The organism is Streptococcus mitis (genome assembly GCF_000722755.1).
Classification (GTDB): domain Bacteria; phylum Bacillota; class Bacilli; order Lactobacillales; family Streptococcaceae; genus Streptococcus; species Streptococcus mitis_CM.
Map to the genome: position 1 here is coordinate 49,873 of NZ_JPFY01000013.1, position 20,220 is coordinate 70,092.

Below are 20,220 nucleotides of genomic sequence, written 5' to 3' on the forward strand. Positions count from 1 at the left end.
ACATGGAAATAGAGATTTCTGATTTCACAGGCTGTAAGATTGCTTTGTTTTGTGGGGATAGTCTCTTGACTATCTTACGCGATGATAAGGCAAGCATTCCCTGGCCCAATATGTGGGAACTGCCCGGTGGGGGACGCGAGGAGGATGAAAGTCCTTTTGAGTGCGTGGCGCGTGAAGTTTATGAAGAACTGGGAATTCATTTGACTGAGGATTGTCTGCTTTGGAGTAAGGTTTATCCAAGTATGCTCTTTGAAGGTCGGCAGTCTGTCTTTATGGTTGGTCAGTTAAGTCAGGATCAGTTTGACAGTATTGTCTTTGGAGATGAAGGACAGGCCTATAAACTGATGAACATTGAGGAATTTCTTAGTTCCAGTCAAGTTGTCCCTCAGTTGCAAGAGAGATTAAGGGATTATTTGGAGGAAGTAAAATGATTTTTGCAATTGCAACAACCACGTTAAATAAAGAAGTTAAGCGTAAGCTAGAAACTGGACAATATTCTAGAGAGGAAGCTATATTCATTTATATAGAATATTTAAAGTTAAAGAAGATGAGAGAAAGAGCAATGAAAGTAACTGGGATCTCTATGTCTGTTATTTGGGGATTAATGCTTGTTTTACCCTTACTGAGTGGTAAAGGTCTCGTACTGCCTCTTTCAGTACATTTTTTATTTTTGCTACTGCTTGCAGGAGTTGTTCTATTTGTTTATTATCTGATGTTTGGTATTTTTAAACAGCAGATTCATAGCGCAATGAAAGAACATTATACAGATGTGATTGAAGAATTTAAGAAGAATAAGGAAAATACAAAATGGAAACATGGCAAGAGTTAAAAGTTACAGTGAAGCGTGAGGGAGAGGAGCTAGTCTCTAATCTCTTGATTGAGCTGGGAGCGCAAGGTGTTGCGATTGAAGACAGTATGGATTATGTGGGGAATGTGGATCGCTTTGGCGAAATTTTCCCAGAGGTCGAGCAACAAGAAGAAATCGTTGTGACCGCCTACTACCCTGATACGGTTGATGTAGCAACGGTTGAGTCAGATTTGCAGGCTCGTCTCGCGGAACTAACTGATTTTATGGACTTGGGAGAGGTCAAGATGGGGACGACTGCCTTGGCTGAGGAAGACTGGGCGGACAACTGGAAGAAATATTATGAACCAGCTCGTATTACTCATGATTTGACCATCGTGCCGTCTTGGACAGACTATGAGGCGACTGCTGGAGAAAAGATTATCAAGCTGGATCCAGGTATGGCTTTTGGTACGGGAACCCATCCAACAACTAAGATGAGCCTTTTTGCTTTGGAGCAGGTCCTTCGTGGTGGCGAAACGGTGCTGGACGTGGGGACTGGTTCAGGAGTTCTTTCTATTGCCAGCTCGCTGCTTGGTGCTAAGGAAATTTTTGCCTATGACCTAGATGATGTGGCAGTTCGAGTCGCTCAGGAAAATATTGAGCTCAACCCTGGTATGGAAAACATCCATGTAGCAGCAGGAGACTTGCTTAAGGGTGTTGAGATTGAGGCAGATGTGATTGTAGCTAATATCTTGGCGGATATCCTCGTTCATCTGACGGATGATGCTTACCGTTTGGTCAAGGATGAAGGCTACCTGATCATGAGTGGGATTATCAAGGACAAGTGGGATATGGTGCGTGAGTCGGCTGAGTCAGCTGGATTTTTCCTTGAAACCCATATGGTTCAAGGGGAATGGAATGCCTGTGTCTTTAAGAAAACCAAGGATATTTCCGGTGTGATTGGAGGCTAGCATGCAACAGTATTTTGTCAAGGGTAGTGCAGTCTCTCCTGTCACCATCGAGGACAAGGAAACCAGCAAGCATATGTTTCAGGTTATGCGCTTGAAAGAAGATGATGAGGTGACCTTAGTCTTTGATGATGGTATCAAGCATTTGGCGCGTGTGCTGGATGTGGAAGCTCGTCAGTTTGAATTGGTAGAAGAACTAGCTGACAATGTGGAACTACCAGTCCAAGTGACTATCGCATCTGGCTTTCCCAAAGGAGACAAGCTAGAGTTCATCACTCAAAAAGTGACGGAACTCGGAGCTAGCCAAATCTGGGCCTTCCCTGCCGATTGGTCCGTTGCTAAGTGGGATGGCAAGAAATTGATTAAAAAGGTTGAGAAACTAGAAAAAATTGCCCTTGGAGCAGCAGAGCAAAGCAAGCGTAATCTAGTACCGAGTGTCACACTTTTCGAGAAAAAATCAGACTTTCTAGCTCAGTTTGACCAGTTTGACCGCATCGTAGTGGCTTATGAAGAGTCGGCCAAAGAAGGAGAAAGCGCTGCGCTTTTACAAGCAGTTACTGGACTCGAGAAAGGAGCCAAATTGCTCTTTATCTTTGGTCCAGAAGGTGGCCTGTCACCTGCAGAAATCGAAAGTTTTGAAACTAAGGAAGCGGTTCTTGCAGGACTTGGTCCTCGCATTCTAAGAGCAGAAACAGCACCGCTTTACGCCTTATCAGCCCTTAGTGTTTTATTTGAATTAGAGAAATAAGAGGAAGAAAATGGAACAAAAACACCGCTCAGAATTTCCAGAGAAGGAACTTTGGGATTTAACAGCCCTATACCAAGATCGTGAGGATTTCTTACGTGCAATCGAGAAGGCTCGCGAAGACATCAACCAGTTTAGCCGTGATTACAAGGGCAATCTTCATACTTTTGAGGATTTTGAAAAGGCCTTTGCGGAATTGGAACAAATCTACATTCAGATGAGCCATATTGGAAACTATGGCTTTATGACTCAGACGACAGACTATAGCAATGACGAATTTGCTAACATTGCCCAAGCTGGGATGGAATTTGAAACAGATGCCAGTGTAGCCTTGACCTTCTTTGACGATGCCTTGGTGGAAGCTGATGAGGAAGTCTTGGACCGTTTGGGTAAATTGCCTCACTTGACGGCAGCTATTCGTCAGGCCAAAATCAAAAAAGCCCACTATTTAGGGGCTGATGTGGAGAAGGCCTTGACCAATCTCGGTGAAGTTTTCTACAGTCCACAGGATATTTACACTAAGATGCGAGCTGGGGATTTCGAAATGGCTGACTTTGAAGCCCATGGCAAGACTTATAAAAACAGCTTTGTCACCTATGAGAATTTCTACCAAAACCATGAGGATGCTGAGGTTCGTGAGAAATCTTTCCGTTCCTTCTCAGAAGGACTTCGTAAGCACCAAAATACGGCTGCAGCAGCCTATCTAGCCCAAGTCAAGTCTGAAAAACTACTGGCAGATATGAAGGGTTACGACTCAGTCTTTGATTATCTTCTGGCTGAACAAGAAGTGGACCGTGCCATGTTTGACCGCCAGATTGACCTCATCATGAAGGATTTTGCGCCCGTTGCTCAGAGATACCTCAAGCATGTTGCCAAGGTAAATGGTCTTGAAAAGATGACCTTTGCAGACTGGAAATTGGACTTGGACAGCGCCCTTAATCCTCAAGTGACTATTGACGACGCCTATGATTTGGTCATGAAGTCCGTAGAACCTTTGGGACAAGAATATTGTCAGGAAATTGCTCGCTATCAAGAAGAGCGCTGGGTGGACTTTGCTGCTAATAGTGGCAAGGATTCTGGCGGTTATGCAGCGGACCCATATCGCGTGCATCCTTATGTTCTCATGAGCTGGACAGGCCGTTTGAGCGATGTTTATACCTTGATTCATGAAATCGGGCATTCTGGTCAATTCATCTTTTCAGATAATCATCAAAGCTACTTTAATGCCCACATGTCGACCTACTATGTTGAAGCGCCGTCAACCTTCAATGAATTGCTTTTAAGTGATTACTTGGAGCACCAGTCTGACGACCCTCGTCAAAAACGCTTCGCTCTGGCTCACCGCTTGACAGACACGTACTTCCATAACTTTATTACCCACCTCTTGGAAGCAGCCTTCCAGCGTAAGGTTTATACACTGATTGAAGAAGGAGAAACATTCGGAGCAAGTAAGCTCAACAGCATTATGAAGGAAGTTTTGACCGATTTCTGGGGAGATGCTATTGAAATTGACGATGATGCAGCTCTGACTTGGATGCGCCAAGCTCATTATTACATGGGCTTGTATAGTTACACTTACTCTGCAGGACTTGTCATCTCGACTGCTGGTTACCTTCATCTGAAACATTCTGAAACTGGAGCTGAAGATTGGCTCAATCTCCTCAAATCAGGTGGCAGCAAAACACCTCTTGAGTCAGCCATGATTATCGGTGCTGATATTTCAACAGATAAACCACTTCGTGATACGATTCAGTTCTTGTCTGACACAGTTGATCAGATCATCGCCTACAGTGCCCAGTTGGGAGAGTAAGGGGATAGAGAGGTTGTTCTAGAGTGATGTTTATGGGCTTGTTAAGCGTCATTCTATTTGGATTAGTTGTAGCTATTTTCAAAAATGCTGTTGAAGGTCGTGATGTTAAATTTGAACTTGCTATAGAACTAGTATTGATAGTTAATTACTTCATTTTCTATCAGATTGTATTTAATTGAGAGAGCAAGCTATAAAGAAAATTGAATCTATTTATGGCTAGAGAAGATTATTTGTAAAATATAAATAATATGATTTGTATAGATAAGGTAAATATTTTAAAGAAAGGGTGATTTTATGAAAAAGGAACAAGTGTTGATTGGTTTGGGCGTTGCAACTGCAATGGTAACTGCTTTTAATGGTCATGCACAAGCTGATGAGGTTGTAAATAAACATTCGACTAAGTCAACTGTTAACCAATCAGAAACTAAAAAAGATGCTGACGTTTCAGAATCTGATGTAAAAAATGCGGAAATAAAACTGAATCAAACAATTGAGGAAGAAAAAAATGCTCAGAAGCTTGTTGATAAAATGCAACAAGAGTATACATCTACTGTCACAAATAAGAACAAAGCTGATGATGCTTTGAAACAAACACAAGAATTTGCTAAACAAGCTAGTCCTGAAAAAATTAAAAATGCAGAAAAGGATCTTGTTGCTAAACAGACAACGGTTCGGAAGTCAGAAGAAAGATTGTCAGAAGCAAAAAAAGATGAGAAACAAGCCCAAGCAAGTGTTGAGAAACAAGAAACAGTTGTTAATAAGGCAAAAACTCAAGTTGCGCAGAGAGCAGTTGATGTAAAACAAGCACAAAATAAAGTAACAGAAGCAGAGAAAACTTTTGATTGGAATACACTACGCGAGATTCAACAAGAAACTGATAAATTGGATGCGAAAGTGAAAGAGAACCAAAATAAAGTAAGTTCTTTAACTAATTCAGTATCAAAAGCAGAGCAAGAACGAAAAGCGCTTATAGAAAGAGGAAATAAGACACGTTCTAATCTTGAAAAGAATTTAAAATCTGCTGGGGATGAGTTCCATACAGTAACGGTTTCTCATGAGATTAAATCAAATTCTGTTAGTGAAAGTGAGTCTAAGACTCCTCCACTTGATGAAAAAACTTTCGTAGGAAGAGATGGTAAGACCAATTATGTTGCTGCGAACGAAGATGTGAATTTTAGTGGTGAAAGAACAGAAACAATTGTTGTAAAATCTAAGGATGATATCCATACTCCTCATGTGGTTGATTATAAGAAAGTTTCTGAATACGTTCGTAACTACTTAATCGAGTTGCGGAGAATAAATGGCATTGATATTCCAGTGCCACCTGTGACTGAAAAGGCTTTGAAATATGGAAAAGCTAGGGCAGATGAAATGGTGGCAAATGATAAACTGTCACATGATACAAAACTAAAAAATCAAGATTTTGGTTTTAAGGATGCAACAGAAAATGCTACAGCTGGTTCAGTTCCAGAAAAGAGTCGATTGAGTGAAAAAGAACTTGCTTATAAAGAGCTTCTATCTTACTTTAATGATTATAGTAATGCATCATTATATGGCGCATCAACTCCGAAAGAAGCAAATACTTTTAACTATGGCCATAGAATTCCCTTGCTTGCTGCATCAGGGACTGGATTTGCTCTTGGAGCATCGTCAAGTAAAAAAACAACTTTTGGAAATTATGGTGTAATGACTTTCATTAGTGAAGCAAAAGGTGTTTATGATACATTACCAACAGTGATTAGCCCATCTGAAAAAAGAAGCTATGTTTATAACGGTAAGACCTATTATTATAATCCAAGCAGTTCATATTTTTTAGCAAGAGCAGAAAATAAAGATGGTGATCCAGACCATAGTGAATTTTATTTTAATGGCAAACGTGTAAAATTCTTACCGAAGACAACTTTCCGTTATGTTTGGAATGAAATCACATATCCTAAAAATCCAGCTTATACAAAAGCTAAAGAGGCTCTGGATAGTTTCAATCGAAAACAAAAAAACGAAGAAACTTTAATGAGGGATAAAATTTCATCACTAAACAAAAATCTTACAATTGCTAAAACAACATTGAATACAGATCAAAAAAATCTGGATAAAACTAAAAAACGTCTTTCAGACTTAACAAAACAAAATCAATCCAAGTTAAACGTTTTAAAATCTGCTAAATCTGAGTTGAGTAAACAACAAACTGCGTTAAATATTGCTAAATCTGAACTTTCGAAGCAAGAATCTCAATTAAATCGATTGAAAGCAATCAAAAATAATAAATCTCATGCTAGTAAGAATGAGGCACAGTCATTAGTCAATGCTAAAAATGATTTGTTGAAGGCGAAACAACATGTCCTTGTCCTCAAAAATGCTCCAAGAAAACTCGATGAAGCTAAAAAAAGTTTGATGATCGCTAAACAGAAGTTTGAGGAATCAAAAAAAGCACTTGAAAAAGCAAATGCTAAATTAAAAAATGCAAAAGTTAAAAAGGAAGCTGCTAAGAAAGAATACATCAAAGTATCTGAAGCATTAAAAGTAAGACTTGCTTCCAAAGGAAGTTGGATTCAATCATCTGGTCGTTGGTGGTATAGACATAACAATGGTTTCTATACATCCAATGGATGGGAACTAATCAATGGGAAATGGTATCATTTTGATCGCTCAGGTTGGATGCAGACTGGATGGGTCAAATCAAGTGGCTCATGGTACTATTTGAATAACTTAGGCTCTATGCAAACTGGATGGTTCAATGTTTCAGGAAAATGGTATTATGCTTACAGTTCTGGTGCTTTAGCAGTCAATACAACTACACCTGATGGATATCATGTCAATTACAATGGGGAATGGATTAAATAGAGAGTTCTGTGCTTTTTAAAAAGATTAATACAAACTCCTATTTTATTCAGTATAGTATAACCATCAAATATAGAGATTTACAACTAATTGCAATACATTAAAAATATACAATTTTTGAAAACAATATTGCAACTGATACGAAATTTCCAAGCAATTTTCTTGAAACCCTTTCCCTCTTTTGATAGACTAGTATCTAGTTTTGAAAAAAGGAGAAAGAGAATGAAAAAATTTGTCGCTGAGTTAATCGGTACGTTCATGCTTGTGTTCATTGGGACAGGAGCCGTTGTTTTTGGAAATGGCCTTGGTCACCTAGGGATTGCCTTTGCCTTTGGTCTGGCAATCGTGGTTGCAGCTTTCTCAATCGGAACTGTTTCAGGGGCTCACTTGAACCCAGCTGTTTCGATTGCTATGTTTGTAAACAAACGCTTGTCATCAAAAGACCTTGTCAACTACATCCTTGGACAAGTTGTTGGAGCCTTCATCGCTTCTGGCGCGGTATTCTTCCTCTTGGCTAACTCAGGTATGTCAACTGCTAGTCTTGGTGAAAATGCCTTGGCAAACGGTGTCACTGTCTTTGGTGGTTTCTTGTTTGAAGTCATCGCAACTTTCTTGTTTGTCTTGGTTATCATGACTGTGACATCAGCAAGCAAGGGCAATGGCGCGATTGCTGGTTTGGTAATCGGTTTGTCCTTGATGGCGATGATTCTTGTGGGATTGAACATTACTGGACTTTCAGTAAACCCAGCTCGTAGCTTGGCACCAGCTGTCTTGGTAGGTGGCGCAGCCCTTCAACAAGTTTGGATTTTCATCCTTGCCCCAATCGTTGGTGGAGTTCTTGCAGCCCTTGTTGCGAAAAACTTCCTTGGAACAGAAGAATAATTGAAACTCAAAAAGCCTTGCTCCTCATGATGAGGAACAGGGCTTTTTCGTATTATACTTTTCGAAAATCTCTTAAAACCACGTCAGCTTCCATCTGAAACCTCAAAACAGTATTTTGAGCTGACTTCGTCGGTCTTATCTACAACCTCAAAGCAGTGCTTTGAGCAGCCTGCAGCTAGCTTCCTAGTTTGCTCTTTGATTTTCATTGAGTATGAGTTTAACGGTTGTCAATTTTCTCTGGATAAAGGTCGTGTTGGAAGAGGCGTTGTTCTGCCAAGCCTTCATACTTAGTTCCAGGCTTACCGTAGTTGTAGTAGGGGTCAATTGAGATGCCACCGCGCGGAGTAAATTTTCCCCAGACTTCTAAATAGCGTGGCTCTAGCAAGTTGACCAAGTCTTTCCCGATGGTGTTGATACAGTTTTCGTGGAAATCTCCGTGATTTCGGTAACTAAAGAGGTAGAGTTTGAGGGATTTTGACTCGACACAGAGCTTGTCAGGGATGTAGGAAATATAGATAGTTGCAAAGTCTGGCTGAGCAGTGATTGGGCAAAGTGAGGTAAATTCAGGGCAGTTAAATTTGATGAAATAGTCATTTTCCACATGACGATTGTCAAAGGATTCGAGGACTTCTGGTTGATATTCGAAAATGTAGTTGGTTTCTTTGTTGCCGAGGAGGCTTAGGTTTTTCATTTCTTCTTGTTGTGACATGATTTTTTCTTTCTAATCTTAAACACCACGTTGGTTGTCGTAGAGGAGGGTATGGAGTTGAGGAAGGACGCGGACATTGCCCCAGCTATCGTCAGCAGCGATGCGTTCCCAGAGTTCTTTGAGACGGTCCAGTTGATCTTGGACAATATTGCCTGTGGCCTTGGGCTCAGGATTTCCAGCCGATAAGAAGAGGACATCTGGTTGGTAGCGTTCTTGAATTCCTTTGGCAAAAGCCAAATCTGCATCATCAAAGACAGGGATTTTAAAGGTGACCTTGTCTGGATCAAGTTGGGAAACGATAAAGTCCAGGGTCTCAAAGTTGACTTCCATCTTGGATGAAGGAGGTTTGGGACTCAGGGTGACTTGGTCAATGTCTTTTAACCAATTTTGCCAGCGGGAGCCTTGGGTTTCAACAGCCAGAGTGACACCGCGTTCCTTGAGTTTGGTGACTAGTTCAGCCATGTTGGCTGCTAGAATAGCAGGATTTCCCCCAGATAGGGTGACATAGTCGTAGCTCCCTAATTTATCCAAGGCAGCAATGACCTCGTCAGCTGTCATGCGAGTTGGTTTTTCAGAACCATCCCATGTAAAGGCAGAATCGCACCAGTCGCAGTGGTAGTCGCAACCTGCAGTGCGGACAAACATGGTTTTCTGACCGATTGCACGGCCTTCGCCTTGAAAGGTTGGGCCAAAAATTTCCAGAACTGGTAGTTTGAGGACACGTTCCCTAGTCATCTAACCACTCCCGTCTAAACTCCGCAAAGGCAGTCGGAGTCTCATAGAGACGAACGTATTCCAAACGGAGACCGCGCTCGTCTGGCAACTCTTGACCCATGGTTTGAAAAATCCAGTAAACCATATTTTCAGCAGTCGTGTTCATATAGGGAAGAGTTTCATTGAGATAGCGATGGTCCAAGTGGGGTTCTAAGTAGTTTTTGTAGATAGCTTTGATATCTCCGAAATCGTAGGTCATACCTCGTTCATCTAAAAATCCACTGACAGCAATCTGCAGATGATAGGTATGGCCGTGCAGGGACTTACATTTTCCCTCATAGTGAAAGAGGTGGTGGGCAGCATCAAAGGTAAATTCTTTTGATACCAAGGTTCTGTGAGGATTGTAGACAAGAGACTCCCCAGTTTCCTGTTTGATTTCTTTGGGTGCAAAAAACATTAGGCCTCTCCTTTCTGTGAGAGATAAACATCTAAACCATGTTGACGTAGGTGGCAGGCTGGGCAATCTCCACAGCCACTACCAATAATCCCGTTGTAGCAGGTCAAGGTCTTTTCACGAACATAGTCAAAGGCACCGAGTTGGTCAGCTAACTCCCAAGTTTCAGCCTTGTCTAGCCACATGAGAGGTGTTTGGATAACAAAGTCGTAATCCATGGCAAGGTTGAGGGTAACATTAAGGGATTTGATAAAGACATCTCGACAATCGGGGTAGCCTGAGAAGTCTGTCTCGCAGACACCTGTCACGATATCTTTAATGCCTCGTTGCTTGGCAAGAACTGCCGCAAAGGATAGAAAGAGGTGGTTGCGACCGTCAACAAAGGTATTGGGAACCTCTCCCTCTTTTTGCTCAATTTCCAGATCAGAGGTCAAGGCATTTTCAGTGATTTGTCCCAGCAGAGACATATCTAGGATATGATGACGAATCCCCTGCTCCTTAGCGATTTCTCTAGCGACTTGAATTTCGAGATGATGGCGTTGGCCGTAGGCAAAGGTAACGGCTTCGACCGTTTCATAGTGTTCTTTAGCCCAAAAGAGGCAGGTTGTAGAATCTTGACCGCCACTAAAGACGACCAAGGCTGATTGACGTTTCATAGTACTCCTTCCAAAATGGGAAATGTTCAGAGCACGCAAAAAGCTCCCTTGAGGGAGCTAAAAAATACCGAGTCAAGGTTTTTTTTAGCGATGGCATGTCCCAAACATCGTAATATTCTATCTACAGTCTAGCATATTTTTTGAAAAATGGCAAAGGGCAAGAAAAAAGAGACCAAAGAAAGTACTTGGTCTCTAATGTGATTAGCTCAATTCAGCAACAATGGCCTTGATTTGTTCTGCTGTGTGAACACCAGCAACTTGTTTGACAACTTGGCCGTCTTTTTTGAAGAGAAGGGTTGGGATAGACATGATACCAAAAGCACGAGCTGTGTTTGGATTTTCATCAACGTCCATTTTAACGATTTTCAAAACATCTTCTGAAAGTTCTTCAGACAATTTGTCCAAGATTGGACCTTGCATACGACATGGACCACACCAAGTTGCCCAGAAGTCTACCAAGACCAAACCGTCTTTTGTTTCTTGTTCGAATGTTGCATCTGTAATTGCTTTTGCCATTGTATTTCTCCTTTTTTAGTTATATTGGCTTAAATCTTGTTTCATGAGATAGAAGAAGACATCTCCATAAGTCCCATGGTAGTCCAAATCATGACCGTTGTAGGTTAATTTTTGGACAGGGTAGTAGTCTGCGACGCCGATAAGGCAAGCTTGTTGTGAACGATCAAAGTCTTCATAAGAATCGAAGATTACAGTTCTTTCATTCTTGCTAGCATCTAGATAGGTAATTTCAATCATGTTTAAAACTCCTTTGTTTAATGATGATTTTATTTTACTCCTTGTAAAAGAGAATGTCAAGAAAAATGATTGCGCACGCAACTTTTTTTAAAAAATCATCTTAAATCAAGAAATCCAAACCAGTTTCCAAGCTTTCTTCGACAGCCTTTTGTAGTGTGGCTAGTGTTTTTTGCCCATCACTTGTCAGGCAGATAAAGCTAGAGCGTCTATCTTGATCACAACACATGCGACTAAGCAGACCGCAATTTTTAGCTTCCAAGCGAGCCACCATCCGAGAAACAGCACTCGGACTCAGATGAAGTTTATCTGGCAGGTCAATCTGGCGTAGAGATTTTTCTTGAGCCAAGTCCAGATAGTAGAGGAGGTAGAACTCTTTCAAGGTCAGACTTTGCTCGCTCTGCTGGGCAATAGTCTCTTCTAAGAGACTTTCAATTTCTTTCTGACGACGATTAAAGTCAAACCATTTTTCCAAGTAGGTCATAGTATCTCCTTTCTTTTTAGAGTTATAACATAGAAGAATGTACATTCACGGACAATCTCTGCATCACAAGATGATTGCGCATGCAATAATTATACTACTTTTAAATCAAGCTGGCAAGAAGGACGCTGGCATCTTTTATCCTAAATCATGCCTGTTTTCACAAGTCAAGAATTGTTTGTATCCCCTTTCCATTTCTAATTTTCATTATCCTTTGTGCATTTCCTTGAAATTTTCTGAAAAAAGAGTAAACTGGTATGCAAGAAGTCTATTTCGTGGAGTTTAGGATGAAATTATATGTTCAATTAATGATTCTCTTTGTGATTTCTCTAATCGGAGAGGGGATCTCTAGTTTCTTTCATTTGCCCATCCCAGGCAGTATTATTGGTTTGATTATTCTCTTTCTAGCCTTGCAATTTAAGTGGCTGAGAACTAGGCATGTCAACATGGTGGGGAATTTCTTGCTGGCCAATATGACCATTCTCTTTTTGCCACCAGCAGTGGGAATCATGGAGAAGTTTGATGTGATTGCCCCCTATCTTTTGCCTATTGTTTTGATAGTCTTTTTTGCAGCAGTCATCAATATTATCCTCATAGCCTTGGTAGTTCAGTTTATCAAGAGACGGTTTGAGGGAGATTATGAGAAAGGAGATGCCAAATGAGTGAATTTGTTTCCAATCCCCTGTTTGGGCTTGCCCTGTCTATCCTAGCTTATCTAGTGGGAATGCTGATTTACAGACGTTTCCCCCATCCATTGACAACACCCTTGCTTTTGTCAGCTGTTTTCATTATCATCTTTCTCAAGGTGACGGGGATTTCTTACCAAGATTACTACCAAGGTGGGGTTTATCTGAATAATTTGATTGTCCCATCGACCGTGGCTCTAGGGATTCCGCTTTATAAGAGTTTTCATCTGATGAAGCACCATGCTCGGAGTATTCTCTTTGGTAGTCTGTTAGCTGTAGTGGTCAATACATCTTTCACAGCCCTTGTGGCGAAAATATTTGGCATGGACTTTTTCCTAGCCATTTCTCTCTTTCCCAAGTCAGTAACAACCGCCATGGCAGTTGGGATTACAGAAAAATTGCAAGGTCTGACGACCGTGACCTTGGTGGTTGTAGTGGCGACTGGGATTTTAACCAGTGTCATCGGACCAACCCTTTTGAAGTGGTTGAAAATTGACGACCCAGTAGCTGTTGGTCTTTCTCTTGGAGGAACAGGCCACGCAGTTGGAACGGGAACAGCCTTCCGATACGGCTCTGTAGCAGGAGCCATGGGTGGTTTGGCTATCGGTGTCACAGGTATTCTCTATGTCTTTGTCAGCCCTATCGTAGCCAGTTTGATATTGAGTTAATACTCTTCGAAAATCTCTTCAAACCGCATCAATGTCGCCTTGCCGTAGGTATAGGTAACTGACTTCGTCAGTCTTATCCACAACCTCAAAACAGTGTTTTGAGCAACCTGCGGCTAGTTTCCTAGTTTGTTCTTAGTATAAAAAGCAAGGAATTCGGGTTCCTTGCTTTTTAAAATCGTATGTTATAGACTATTACTTTTCTTTGCTTAAGTGAATGACTTGGTCATAGTGTTTTAAGTCTTCTTCTGTGTAGTGATGAATGACTTCAATGACTGTTTGAGGTAGGAAGAAGAGCAAGTCACTAATCTTTCTGCTATTTTCCGAGTCAATATCAGTAATCAAACGGGCATAGTAATAGCGTTTTCCAGCTAAGCCTAGTAGGAGGATGAGATTACCAAGTATTCCTAGAATTAATACTTTCCAAAGAAGGCCTAGTTCTTGATTGGTAAAACTAGCAACAATATTCTGAACAAGGGCTGGTGTGATAATCGCTTCAAGCCAAATAATGGCAATAGAAAAGAAATAAAGTACAAGGTGTATCTTACTAACAAATCTTCTCAGCATAAAGAGTTGGCCTCCTTATCGATATACATGTAATCAGTTTTAAATTATTATACTCCTTTTTATCAAATACGTCATATAAAAATGGAAGTTTTAAGGGCGAAAAAAAGCCTAGCGAGTTATTGTCACTAGACTTTAAAACTATTGAAAATTAACCTTGTTTATCGAGATGTGATACGTTTCTAAAAAGTTGAATTGATGAGATAATGCATTTTTGATTAGAGAGCAATTACGGGGTAATGTATGAAGTATTAACAGTTGGTTAGTTTGAACTTAATTTAGTGATATGTATATGTTTGTTTTAGGTACTATTAGATTACAAGCCGCTATTTTCAATAATATTTTTTCCACCAACTTTATCAAAAGGAACTGAAGACTTTTTAGTAGGAATTTCTGTTATAAGATAGGATTTTTCTAATGAGTAGCCAGCATAGAATTGATTATAAATTTGTCCATAAATAAGTGACTTTGAAAGGAATTCAGCCTTTTCCTTATCTTTATTTGTAAATTCTAATTTCTCTGCAACTGTTCTATTACCGGAAGGATCAGTTTCGATAGTTCCCTTAACAATATTAAATTCTTTCTTATCATAGAAGTTTTTTTCCGATAATTTTTTTATTTCATCAATACTTTTATTTGTTATGTCTTTAAGCGTGATTTCAACTTGTTCTTCACTAGAATCTTTTGTTTTTTCAGGTTCTTTACCAATAGCATAGGATGTAACGTTGCCATTTTTCGTGAAATATATATACGTTATTTTATCATCTTTTGAAATTGTATCACTAGAGGCGTTAGCGACGAAGAATACTCTCTCTCTGTTTTCGTTTATTAATTCAACTATTCCTTTTCCTGTTATTTCTGTTTGAGCTGAATTTTGGGAACAAGCTCCTAAGAAAATACTAATAAATAATAAGACTAAAAATAGTAATCTATTTCTTTGTTTCATATGGGACTCCTAAAAGTTATTTATTTTTAATAACTCTATTGTATCATACAAGAAGCTTATATAGATTAAAAACATTGTCAATTGTGTCAATAATTTTGTGTAAAAACTTCATTATAGTTATAGGGTGTAATTTTGATAAGACCTCAAGTATGTTGGAATATCGTTCTCATACTTAGTCAATTGATTTATAAGAATATATTTAGTTTAGTGGTGTATTAGATTTTGTTATAACAAATTCGTTATTTTTTGTTTACGCATTTTATTTACATTATGTTAAAGATGATAAAAAAGCCTAGCGAGTTATTGTCGCTAGACTCTGATATTATTGCAAATTAACCTTGTTTTTCAAGATGTGATAAGTTCCTAGATAGTAGATGACTATAAGAATAACTTCTTCCAGAATAGTCATGATAATGCCCATCTGGAACTGATCAGCTCCTCCTGTGGTTGATGGGAAGTAGAAACCAGGGTTAGAACGATAGAAGAGTTCAATAAAGCCAACGACGATTTGGATACCAATGTAGGCTACAATTGACAGTGCGGTACGGTATTCATTGAAAAGCTGTCCAATGGAAATAGCCAAGTAGATGCAGAGGATTCCAGAAATAGTATTTAGTAGGAAGGATACCCCCATAAGAGAGAGTTGAGGAAGATGTGTTTCTATAAATGGAATCACGTCAGAAGTTGCAAACCAATCTGGAGCCGTAAGGGTCAGAACAATGAAAGCACTGATTGCTAGTACAGTAGTGCTGACAATAGACCAGATAAAGGCACCGACTAGTTTGGCTGAGATGATATAATGTTCAGAAACTGGCAATGTCAAAGTCAGATAACCTTGTCGGTCATAGACACTACCTTTGAAACGTTTAATAATTAAGAAAATAGTTGAAATCCCCAGTGTAATCATCAAGCCACTAAAGACAGTAGCTAGAAAAAGTAGCATAGTAAGTTGACTTTCTTTGGCAGGTAGATTGTTATAGGTCTGTGTCTGTATTCCGATAATGGCAGAAAGGGCTAGCACGGCAACGTAGAGGGCTAAATACCACTTGTTAACATTTTTAAATTCGTAGCGAACTAAATTCCAAAACATAATAATCTCCTTTGCTTAGGCCTTAAATTCCTGACGGAAGAGTTGGTCAATGGATTCACCTGACTCATAGCGAATATCATCTACATTGCCTTGACGGACGACTTTTCCATCCTTTAGGAAGACAATTTCATCCAAGATTGGCTCGATATCAGAAATCAAGTGGGTAGAAATCAAAACGGTAGAAGTTGGGGAGTAGTTGTTGATAATGGTATTGAGGATATACTCACGGGCTGCTGGATCCACCCCACCAATGGGTTCGTCTAAAACGTAGAGGCGAGCATCACGGCTCATAACCAAAATCAGTTGTACCTTTTCCTTGTTTCCTTTTGATAATTTCTTGAGACGACTATTTTCATCAATGCCCAGGTCTGCAAGTAGATGATGGGCGCGTTCAAGATTGAAATCTTTATAGAAGGTCTTGAAATAGGTTAGGGCTTCTTTGACCTTCATTTGCTCATTGAGATAGGTCGTATCCGGCAAATAAGCTACGATGGCCTTGGTTGCTGGGCTTGGGTTCATATCGTTGATAAGGACACGTCCTTGATCTGGTTGTAAGAGGCCATTGATTAGTTTAATCAGGGTTGTTTTCCCTGAGCCGTTTGGTCCAAGGAGACCAACAATTTTTCCAGCTGGGATGTCAAGGGAAACATTTTCAAGGGCTGGGGTTGCTCCATAAGATTTGGATACATTTTCAAATGCTAGTAATGACATAGGCTTAAACTCCTTTAATATAATCGCCGACTACGCCTGGTAGTTCTTCTTTTTCATAGCCAAAATGGGTCATGGAGGAAACGAAGTGTTCCAATTCTTCTTCTGATAATTGTTTACGCGATTGAGCGATTAGCTCCTTATCCTCAGTCACAAACCGTCCAGTTGTTCGCTTGCTGTAGACAAAACCTTCTCGTTCAAGGTCTGACAAGGCTCTTTGGATGGTGTTGGGATTGACACCCGCCTCGCTAGCCAGCTCTCGCACGGTTGGAAGTTGTTGATTGGGTTCCAGTGTATGGGAAACAATCTGAAGCTTGATTTTCTCCATAATCTGTAAATAGATGGGTTTTTTGTTGTCAAATGTCCAGGACATCTTGGTCTCCTTTCTTTTATCCTTTTGTCTTAATTAAATAATACAACAAAACAAAAAACTTGTCAAGCAAAAAGAAGAATTGTTTTGGGAATCGTTTAAAAAATGGTATAATGAAAAGAAAACGATAAGGAGGGAAAGGATGCGTTGTCCAAAATGTGGGGCTACCAAGTCAAGTGTTATCGATAGTCGCCAAGCAGAAGAAGGGAACACCATTCGTAGAAGACGTGAGTGCGACGAATGCCAGCACCGTTTTACAACCTACGAACGAGTAGAAGAAAGAACCTTAGTGGTTGTTAAAAAAGATGGCACACGGGAACAATTCTCCAGAGATAAAATCTTTAATGGGATTATCCGCTCAGCCCAGAAACGTCCTGTGTCAAGTGATGAAATCAACATGGTAGTCAATCGTATCGAACAGAAACTCCGTGGTCGAAATGAAAATGAAATTCAAAGTGAGGACATTGGTTCACTCGTCATGGAAGAGTTGGCTGAGTTAGACGAGATTACCTATGTACGTTTTGCCAGTGTCTATCGTAGTTTTAAGGATGTCAGTGAGTTAGAGAGCTTGCTCCAACAAATCACCCAGTCCTCTAAAAAGAAAAAGGAAAGATAAATGAAGCCAATTGACCGTTTTTCTTATCTAAAGAATAATCGGGTGTCGCAAGATACCTCATCTCTGGTACAGTGCTACCTCCCGATTATCGGTCAGGAGGCACTGAGCCTTTATCTTTATACAATCAGTTTTTGGGATAATGGTAGAAAGGAATATCTTTTTTCAAGCATTCTCAACCATCTTAACTTTGGAATGGATAGATTGATAAAATCCTTGAAAATCCTATCTGCTTTTAATCTTTTAACCCTCTATCAAAGAGGGGATACCTATCAGCTAGCTCTCCATACTCCACTTTCGAGTCAGGACTTCTTGGAACATCCTGTTTATCGCAGACTCTTGGAGAAGAAGATTGGCGATGCAGCGGTGGAGGATTTGAAGGTTGAAAATGCTGATGGTGAAGAAATACCTGTCTCGCTCAATCAAGTCTTTCCAGACTTAGCGGAATTAGGAAGTCAAGAAGACCTTGGTCTCAAGAAGAAAGTGGCTAACGATTTTGACTTGGACCATTTTCGTCAGCTTATGTCTCGAGATGGGCTTCGTTTTGCAGATGAGCAGTCAGATGTCTTAAACCTCTTTGCCATTGCCGAGGAGAAGAAATGGACTTGGTTTGAGACCTATCAATTGGCCAAGGCAACAGCTGTTTCCCAGGTTATTTCAACCAAACGCATGCGGGAAAAAATTGCTCAAAAACCGGTTTCCTCTGACTTTAGTCCTAAGGAAGCAACTATTATCAAAGAAGCTAAAAGTAAGACTGCTCTGCAGTTCTTGGCAGAAATCAAGCAAACACGCAAGGGGACCATTACTCAAACAGAAAGAGAACTCTTGCAACAGATGGCTGGCTTGGGCTTGCTGGACGAAGTCATTAATATCATTCTCTTATTGACCTTTAATAAGGTGGATTCGGCAAACATCAATGAGAAATATGCCATGAAGGTGGCCAATGACTATGCCTATCAAAAGATTCATTCTGCAGAAGAGGCAGTCTTACGCATCCGTGAGCGTGGGCAAAAGAATCAGGCTCAAAAAAGCAGTAAACCCAGTCCTACCAAGTCCAATGTACCCAAGTGGAGCAATCCAGATTATAAGAATGAAACCAGCGAGGAAACTCGTCTGGAACTAGAACGTAAGAAACAAGAACTATTAGCTCGATTAGAAAAAGGAGGAGATTAGATGGAAAGTGTCGGAGACGTACTCAAACGTCAACCTAGCCGTTTTCATTATCAAGATTTGGTCCAGAAAATCATGAAGGACCCTGATGTTGCGGCCTTTATCCAGCAAAAATCCCTTACTCCAGAGGAATTGAATCGCAGTATCTCCAAGTTTAATCAGTACATCACCGAGCGTGACAAATTTCTCCGTGGGGATACGGATTATATTGCCAAAGGCTACAAGCCGATTTTGGTTATGAATCATGGCTATGCGGATGTTTCTTATGAAGAAACTCCTGAACTAATCGCAGCAGAAAAAGAAGCGGCTATTAAGAACCGTCTTAAGTTAATCAATCTGCCAGCCAGTCTCAAGAAAGCTAGTTTGGCTCAAGTAGACTTGGATGATTTGGGTCGCTTGCCAGTTTTTGAAAAACTATTAGCCTTCGTGGAGCAATATCCAGCTATTCGAAAAGGTCTTTATTTATATGGAGACTTTGGTGTGGGTAAAAGTTTCATGGTGGCTGCCTTGGCTCATGATTTATCAGAAAAACGTGGTGTTTCATCCACTCTTCTCCACTATCCTAGCTTTGTCATTGATGCCAAAAATGCCATCAGTGATGGCAATGTTAAGACCTTGGTGGATGAAATTAAACTGTCTGAAGTCCTGATTTTAGATGATATTGGTGCCGAGCAATCAACACCTTGGGTGCGGGATGAAATCCTGCAAGTCATTCTCCAATATCGGATGCAGGAAAATTTACCGACCTTTTTTACCTCCAACTTCAACTTTGAAGAATTGGAGCTACATTTCGCTAAAGGAAAGCATGGAAATGACGAAACCTGGGAAGCCAGACGTGTCATGGAACGCATCCGTTATTTGGCTGAGGAGACTCGTTTAGAAGGAGTGAACCGTCGATGACAGAAACAATCAAATTAATGAAGGCTCATACTTCAGTGCGCAGGTTTAAAGAGCAAGTCCTTCCTCAAGAAGACTTGACTAAAATCCTGACAGCAGCCCAGATGGCCTCATCTTGGAAGAATTTCCAATCCTACTCTGTGATTGTGGTACGAAGTCAAGAGAAGAAAGATGCCTTGTATGAATTGGTACCTCAAGAAGCCATTCGCCAGTCAGCTGTTTTCCTTCTCTTTGTCGGAGATTTGAATCGAGCAGAAAAGGGAGCACGACTTCATACCGACACCTTCCAACCCCAAGGTGTGGAAGGCCTCTTGATTAGTTCAGTCGACGCAGCTCTTGCTGGTCAAAATGCTCTGTTGGCAGCTGAAAGCTTGGGTTATGGTGGTGTGATTATCGGTTTGGTTCGATACAAGTCAGAAGAAGTGGCAGAGCTCTTTAACCTGCCTGACTACACTTATCCTGTCTTTGGGATAGCACTAGGTTTACCAAATGAAGAACATGAAGTCAAACCTCGCTTGCCATTGAATCAAGTGGTGTTTGAGGAAGAATACCAGGAACAAACAGTTGATGCAATCGAAGCTTATGACCGTGTACAGGCTGACTATGCTGGGGCGCGTGCGACCACAAGCTGGAGTCAGCGTCTAGCAGAACAGTTTGGTCAAGCTGAACCAAGCTCAACTAGAAAAAATCTTGAACAGAAGAAGTTATTGTAGAAAG

At 40.5% G+C, this 20,220-nt stretch carries 23 protein-coding genes and 2 pseudogenes; 13 read left to right on the plus strand and 12 right to left on the minus strand.

Annotation, left to right across the window (positions count from 1 at the left end):
• Positions 1 to 2: 2 nt before the first annotated feature.
• From SK578_RS03530 to SK578_RS03565, 7 genes and pseudogenes are all read left to right on the plus strand, one after another.
• Entirely contained in the window at positions 3 to 431 is a 429-nt protein-coding gene (locus tag SK578_RS03530; protein ID WP_042750605.1) for an NUDIX hydrolase, read from the plus strand.
• Positions 428 to 829 carry a hypothetical protein gene (locus SK578_RS03535; RefSeq protein WP_042750607.1) on the plus strand — a complete coding sequence of 134 codons (402 nt, stop codon included), beginning with the start codon at positions 428 to 430 and terminating at the stop codon, positions 827 to 829. The genes SK578_RS03530 and SK578_RS03535 overlap by 4 nt, the downstream gene beginning before the upstream one ends.
• Entirely contained in the window at positions 808 to 1,758 is a 951-nt protein-coding gene (gene prmA / locus SK578_RS03540) for a 50S ribosomal protein L11 methyltransferase (RefSeq protein ID WP_025171391.1), read from the plus strand. Before SK578_RS03535 ends, prmA begins: the two co-directional genes overlap by 22 nt.
• 1 nt (position 1,759) lies before the next feature.
• Complete coding sequence (locus SK578_RS03545; RefSeq protein ID WP_042750608.1) at positions 1,760 to 2,503, plus strand: 16S rRNA (uracil(1498)-N(3))-methyltransferase; 744 nt, start codon at positions 1,760 to 1,762, stop codon at positions 2,501 to 2,503.
• A gap of 10 nt (positions 2,504 to 2,513) precedes the next feature.
• On the plus strand, positions 2,514 to 4,310 hold the full coding sequence (gene pepF, locus SK578_RS03550) for an oligoendopeptidase F (protein ID WP_042750609.1): 1,797 nt from the start codon (positions 2,514 to 2,516) through the stop codon (positions 4,308 to 4,310).
• Between the two features lie 2,538 nt (positions 4,311 to 6,848).
• Positions 6,849 to 7,151: pseudogene (locus SK578_RS11180) on the plus strand (choline-binding protein C); the annotation flags it as partial.
• A 219-nt stretch (positions 7,152 to 7,370) separates the two neighbouring features.
• A complete protein-coding gene (locus SK578_RS03565) occupies positions 7,371 to 8,030 on the plus strand; it encodes an MIP/aquaporin family protein (protein WP_042750611.1) in 660 nt (219 codons plus the stop codon).
• 217 nt (positions 8,031 to 8,247) lie between these two features.
• Here the strand turns inward: SK578_RS03565 and queF are convergent, their stop codons facing one another.
• The 7 genes from queF to SK578_RS03600 form a co-directional block, all read right to left on the minus strand.
• The gene (gene queF / locus SK578_RS11010) at positions 8,248 to 8,739 is read right to left on the minus strand and encodes a preQ(1) synthase (protein WP_042750612.1); all 492 of its coding nucleotides are present in this window, start codon (positions 8,737 to 8,739) and stop codon (positions 8,248 to 8,250) included.
• 18 nt (positions 8,740 to 8,757) lie between these two features.
• Positions 8,758 to 9,474 (minus strand): 7-carboxy-7-deazaguanine synthase QueE, encoded by a 717-nt coding sequence (queE, locus tag SK578_RS11015; RefSeq protein ID WP_042750613.1) that lies wholly within the window; start codon positions 9,472 to 9,474, stop codon positions 8,758 to 8,760.
• Positions 9,467 to 9,910, minus strand: coding sequence for a 6-carboxytetrahydropterin synthase QueD (queD, locus tag SK578_RS03580; RefSeq protein ID WP_042750615.1), 444 nt, complete (start codon positions 9,908 to 9,910; stop codon positions 9,467 to 9,469). Before queD ends, queE begins: the two co-directional genes overlap by 8 nt.
• Positions 9,910 to 10,563, minus strand: a complete 654-nt coding sequence (gene queC / locus SK578_RS03585; protein WP_042750616.1) for a 7-cyano-7-deazaguanine synthase QueC — start codon at positions 10,561 to 10,563, stop codon at positions 9,910 to 9,912. The genes queD and queC overlap by 1 nt, the downstream gene beginning before the upstream one ends.
• Before the next feature lie 201 nt (positions 10,564 to 10,764).
• Complete coding sequence (gene trxA, locus SK578_RS03590) at positions 10,765 to 11,079, minus strand: thioredoxin (protein WP_001029581.1); 315 nt, start codon at positions 11,077 to 11,079, stop codon at positions 10,765 to 10,767.
• A gap of 15 nt (positions 11,080 to 11,094) precedes the next feature.
• Positions 11,095 to 11,316: a DUF4649 family protein gene (locus tag SK578_RS03595; protein WP_042750620.1), complete on the minus strand. Its 222-nt coding sequence runs from the start codon at positions 11,314 to 11,316 to the stop codon at positions 11,095 to 11,097.
• 100 nt (positions 11,317 to 11,416) lie between these two features.
• Positions 11,417 to 11,797, minus strand: a complete 381-nt coding sequence (locus SK578_RS03600; RefSeq protein WP_042750621.1) for a MarR family winged helix-turn-helix transcriptional regulator — start codon at positions 11,795 to 11,797, stop codon at positions 11,417 to 11,419.
• Positions 11,798 to 12,081: 284 nt separating this feature from the next.
• On the opposite strand from SK578_RS03600, the gene SK578_RS03605 reads away from it, so the two are divergent.
• On the plus strand, positions 12,082 to 12,456 hold the full coding sequence (locus tag SK578_RS03605) for a CidA/LrgA family protein (RefSeq protein WP_000781325.1): 375 nt from the start codon (positions 12,082 to 12,084) through the stop codon (positions 12,454 to 12,456).
• Entirely contained in the window at positions 12,453 to 13,148 is a 696-nt protein-coding gene (locus SK578_RS03610) for an LrgB family protein (protein WP_001288952.1), read from the plus strand. The genes SK578_RS03605 and SK578_RS03610 overlap by 4 nt, the downstream gene beginning before the upstream one ends.
• Before the next feature lie 330 nt (positions 13,149 to 13,478).
• Here SK578_RS03610 and SK578_RS10500 read toward each other — a convergent pair.
• From SK578_RS10500 to SK578_RS03640, 5 genes and pseudogenes are all read right to left on the minus strand, one after another.
• Positions 13,479 to 13,712: pseudogene (locus SK578_RS10500) on the minus strand (ABC transporter ATP-binding protein); the annotation flags it as partial.
• Between the two features lie 313 nt (positions 13,713 to 14,025).
• On the minus strand, positions 14,026 to 14,655 hold the full coding sequence (locus tag SK578_RS03625; RefSeq protein WP_042750623.1) for a hypothetical protein: 630 nt from the start codon (positions 14,653 to 14,655) through the stop codon (positions 14,026 to 14,028).
• Between the two features lie 322 nt (positions 14,656 to 14,977).
• Entirely contained in the window at positions 14,978 to 15,745 is a 768-nt protein-coding gene (locus tag SK578_RS03630; protein WP_042750624.1) for a membrane protein, read from the minus strand.
• A 15-nt stretch (positions 15,746 to 15,760) separates the two neighbouring features.
• On the minus strand, positions 15,761 to 16,456 hold the full coding sequence (locus SK578_RS03635; RefSeq protein ID WP_024057290.1) for an ABC transporter ATP-binding protein: 696 nt from the start codon (positions 16,454 to 16,456) through the stop codon (positions 15,761 to 15,763).
• A gap of 4 nt (positions 16,457 to 16,460) precedes the next feature.
• Positions 16,461 to 16,826 (minus strand): GntR family transcriptional regulator, encoded by a 366-nt coding sequence (locus tag SK578_RS03640; RefSeq protein WP_000119149.1) that lies wholly within the window; start codon positions 16,824 to 16,826, stop codon positions 16,461 to 16,463.
• 139 nt (positions 16,827 to 16,965) lie between these two features.
• On the opposite strand from SK578_RS03640, the gene nrdR reads away from it, so the two are divergent.
• Genes nrdR through SK578_RS03660 form a run of 4 tightly spaced genes read left to right on the plus strand, consistent with a single transcriptional unit; the run spans position 16,966 to position 20,216 of the window.
• Complete coding sequence (gene nrdR / locus SK578_RS03645; RefSeq protein ID WP_001203672.1) at positions 16,966 to 17,439, plus strand: transcriptional regulator NrdR; 474 nt, start codon at positions 16,966 to 16,968, stop codon at positions 17,437 to 17,439.
• Positions 17,440 to 18,609, plus strand: coding sequence for a DnaD domain protein (locus SK578_RS03650; protein WP_042750630.1), 1,170 nt, complete (start codon positions 17,440 to 17,442; stop codon positions 18,607 to 18,609).
• Entirely contained in the window at positions 18,610 to 19,506 is an 897-nt protein-coding gene (gene dnaI, locus SK578_RS03655; protein ID WP_042750632.1) for a primosomal protein DnaI, read from the plus strand.
• Positions 19,503 to 20,216, plus strand: coding sequence for an NADPH-dependent oxidoreductase (locus SK578_RS03660; protein ID WP_042750634.1), 714 nt, complete (start codon positions 19,503 to 19,505; stop codon positions 20,214 to 20,216). The genes dnaI and SK578_RS03660 overlap by 4 nt, the downstream gene beginning before the upstream one ends.
• The last annotated feature ends 4 nt before the right edge of the window (positions 20,217 to 20,220 follow it).

What these genes read in the sequence shown, in the direction of transcription:
- SK578_RS03530 (WP_042750605.1), top strand. Translation starts at nt 3, where the DNA reads ATGGAAATAGAGATTTCTGATTTCACAGGCTGTAAGATTGCTTTGTTT.
- SK578_RS03535 (WP_042750607.1), top strand. Translation starts at nt 428, where the DNA reads ATGATTTTTGCAATTGCAACAACCACGTTAAATAAAGAAGTTAAGCGT.
- prmA (WP_025171391.1), top strand. Translation starts at nt 808, where the DNA reads ATGGAAACATGGCAAGAGTTAAAAGTTACAGTGAAGCGTGAGGGAGAG.
- SK578_RS03545 (WP_042750608.1), top strand. Translation starts at nt 1,760, where the DNA reads ATGCAACAGTATTTTGTCAAGGGTAGTGCAGTCTCTCCTGTCACCATC.
- pepF (WP_042750609.1), top strand. Translation starts at nt 2,514, where the DNA reads ATGGAACAAAAACACCGCTCAGAATTTCCAGAGAAGGAACTTTGGGAT.
- SK578_RS03565 (WP_042750611.1), top strand. Translation starts at nt 7,371, where the DNA reads ATGAAAAAATTTGTCGCTGAGTTAATCGGTACGTTCATGCTTGTGTTC.
- queF (WP_042750612.1), bottom strand. Translation starts at nt 8,739, where the DNA reads ATGTCACAACAAGAAGAAATGAAAAACCTAAGCCTCCTCGGCAACAAA.
- queE (WP_042750613.1), bottom strand. Translation starts at nt 9,474, where the DNA reads ATGACTAGGGAACGTGTCCTCAAACTACCAGTTCTGGAAATTTTTGGC.
- queD (WP_042750615.1), bottom strand. Translation starts at nt 9,910, where the DNA reads ATGTTTTTTGCACCCAAAGAAATCAAACAGGAAACTGGGGAGTCTCTT.
- queC (WP_042750616.1), bottom strand. Translation starts at nt 10,563, where the DNA reads ATGAAACGTCAATCAGCCTTGGTCGTCTTTAGTGGCGGTCAAGATTCT.
- trxA (WP_001029581.1), bottom strand. Translation starts at nt 11,079, where the DNA reads ATGGCAAAAGCAATTACAGATGCAACATTCGAACAAGAAACAAAAGAC.
- SK578_RS03595 (WP_042750620.1), bottom strand. Translation starts at nt 11,316, where the DNA reads ATGATTGAAATTACCTATCTAGATGCTAGCAAGAATGAAAGAACTGTA.
- SK578_RS03600 (WP_042750621.1), bottom strand. Translation starts at nt 11,797, where the DNA reads ATGACCTACTTGGAAAAATGGTTTGACTTTAATCGTCGTCAGAAAGAA.
- SK578_RS03605 (WP_000781325.1), top strand. Translation starts at nt 12,082, where the DNA reads ATGAAATTATATGTTCAATTAATGATTCTCTTTGTGATTTCTCTAATC.
- SK578_RS03610 (WP_001288952.1), top strand. Translation starts at nt 12,453, where the DNA reads ATGAGTGAATTTGTTTCCAATCCCCTGTTTGGGCTTGCCCTGTCTATC.
- SK578_RS03625 (WP_042750623.1), bottom strand. Translation starts at nt 14,655, where the DNA reads ATGAAACAAAGAAATAGATTACTATTTTTAGTCTTATTATTTATTAGT.
- SK578_RS03630 (WP_042750624.1), bottom strand. Translation starts at nt 15,745, where the DNA reads ATGTTTTGGAATTTAGTTCGCTACGAATTTAAAAATGTTAACAAGTGG.
- SK578_RS03635 (WP_024057290.1), bottom strand. Translation starts at nt 16,456, where the DNA reads ATGTCATTACTAGCATTTGAAAATGTATCCAAATCTTATGGAGCAACC.
- SK578_RS03640 (WP_000119149.1), bottom strand. Translation starts at nt 16,826, where the DNA reads ATGTCCTGGACATTTGACAACAAAAAACCCATCTATTTACAGATTATG.
- nrdR (WP_001203672.1), top strand. Translation starts at nt 16,966, where the DNA reads ATGCGTTGTCCAAAATGTGGGGCTACCAAGTCAAGTGTTATCGATAGT.
- SK578_RS03650 (WP_042750630.1), top strand. Translation starts at nt 17,440, where the DNA reads ATGAAGCCAATTGACCGTTTTTCTTATCTAAAGAATAATCGGGTGTCG.
- dnaI (WP_042750632.1), top strand. Translation starts at nt 18,610, where the DNA reads ATGGAAAGTGTCGGAGACGTACTCAAACGTCAACCTAGCCGTTTTCAT.
- SK578_RS03660 (WP_042750634.1), top strand. Translation starts at nt 19,503, where the DNA reads ATGACAGAAACAATCAAATTAATGAAGGCTCATACTTCAGTGCGCAGG.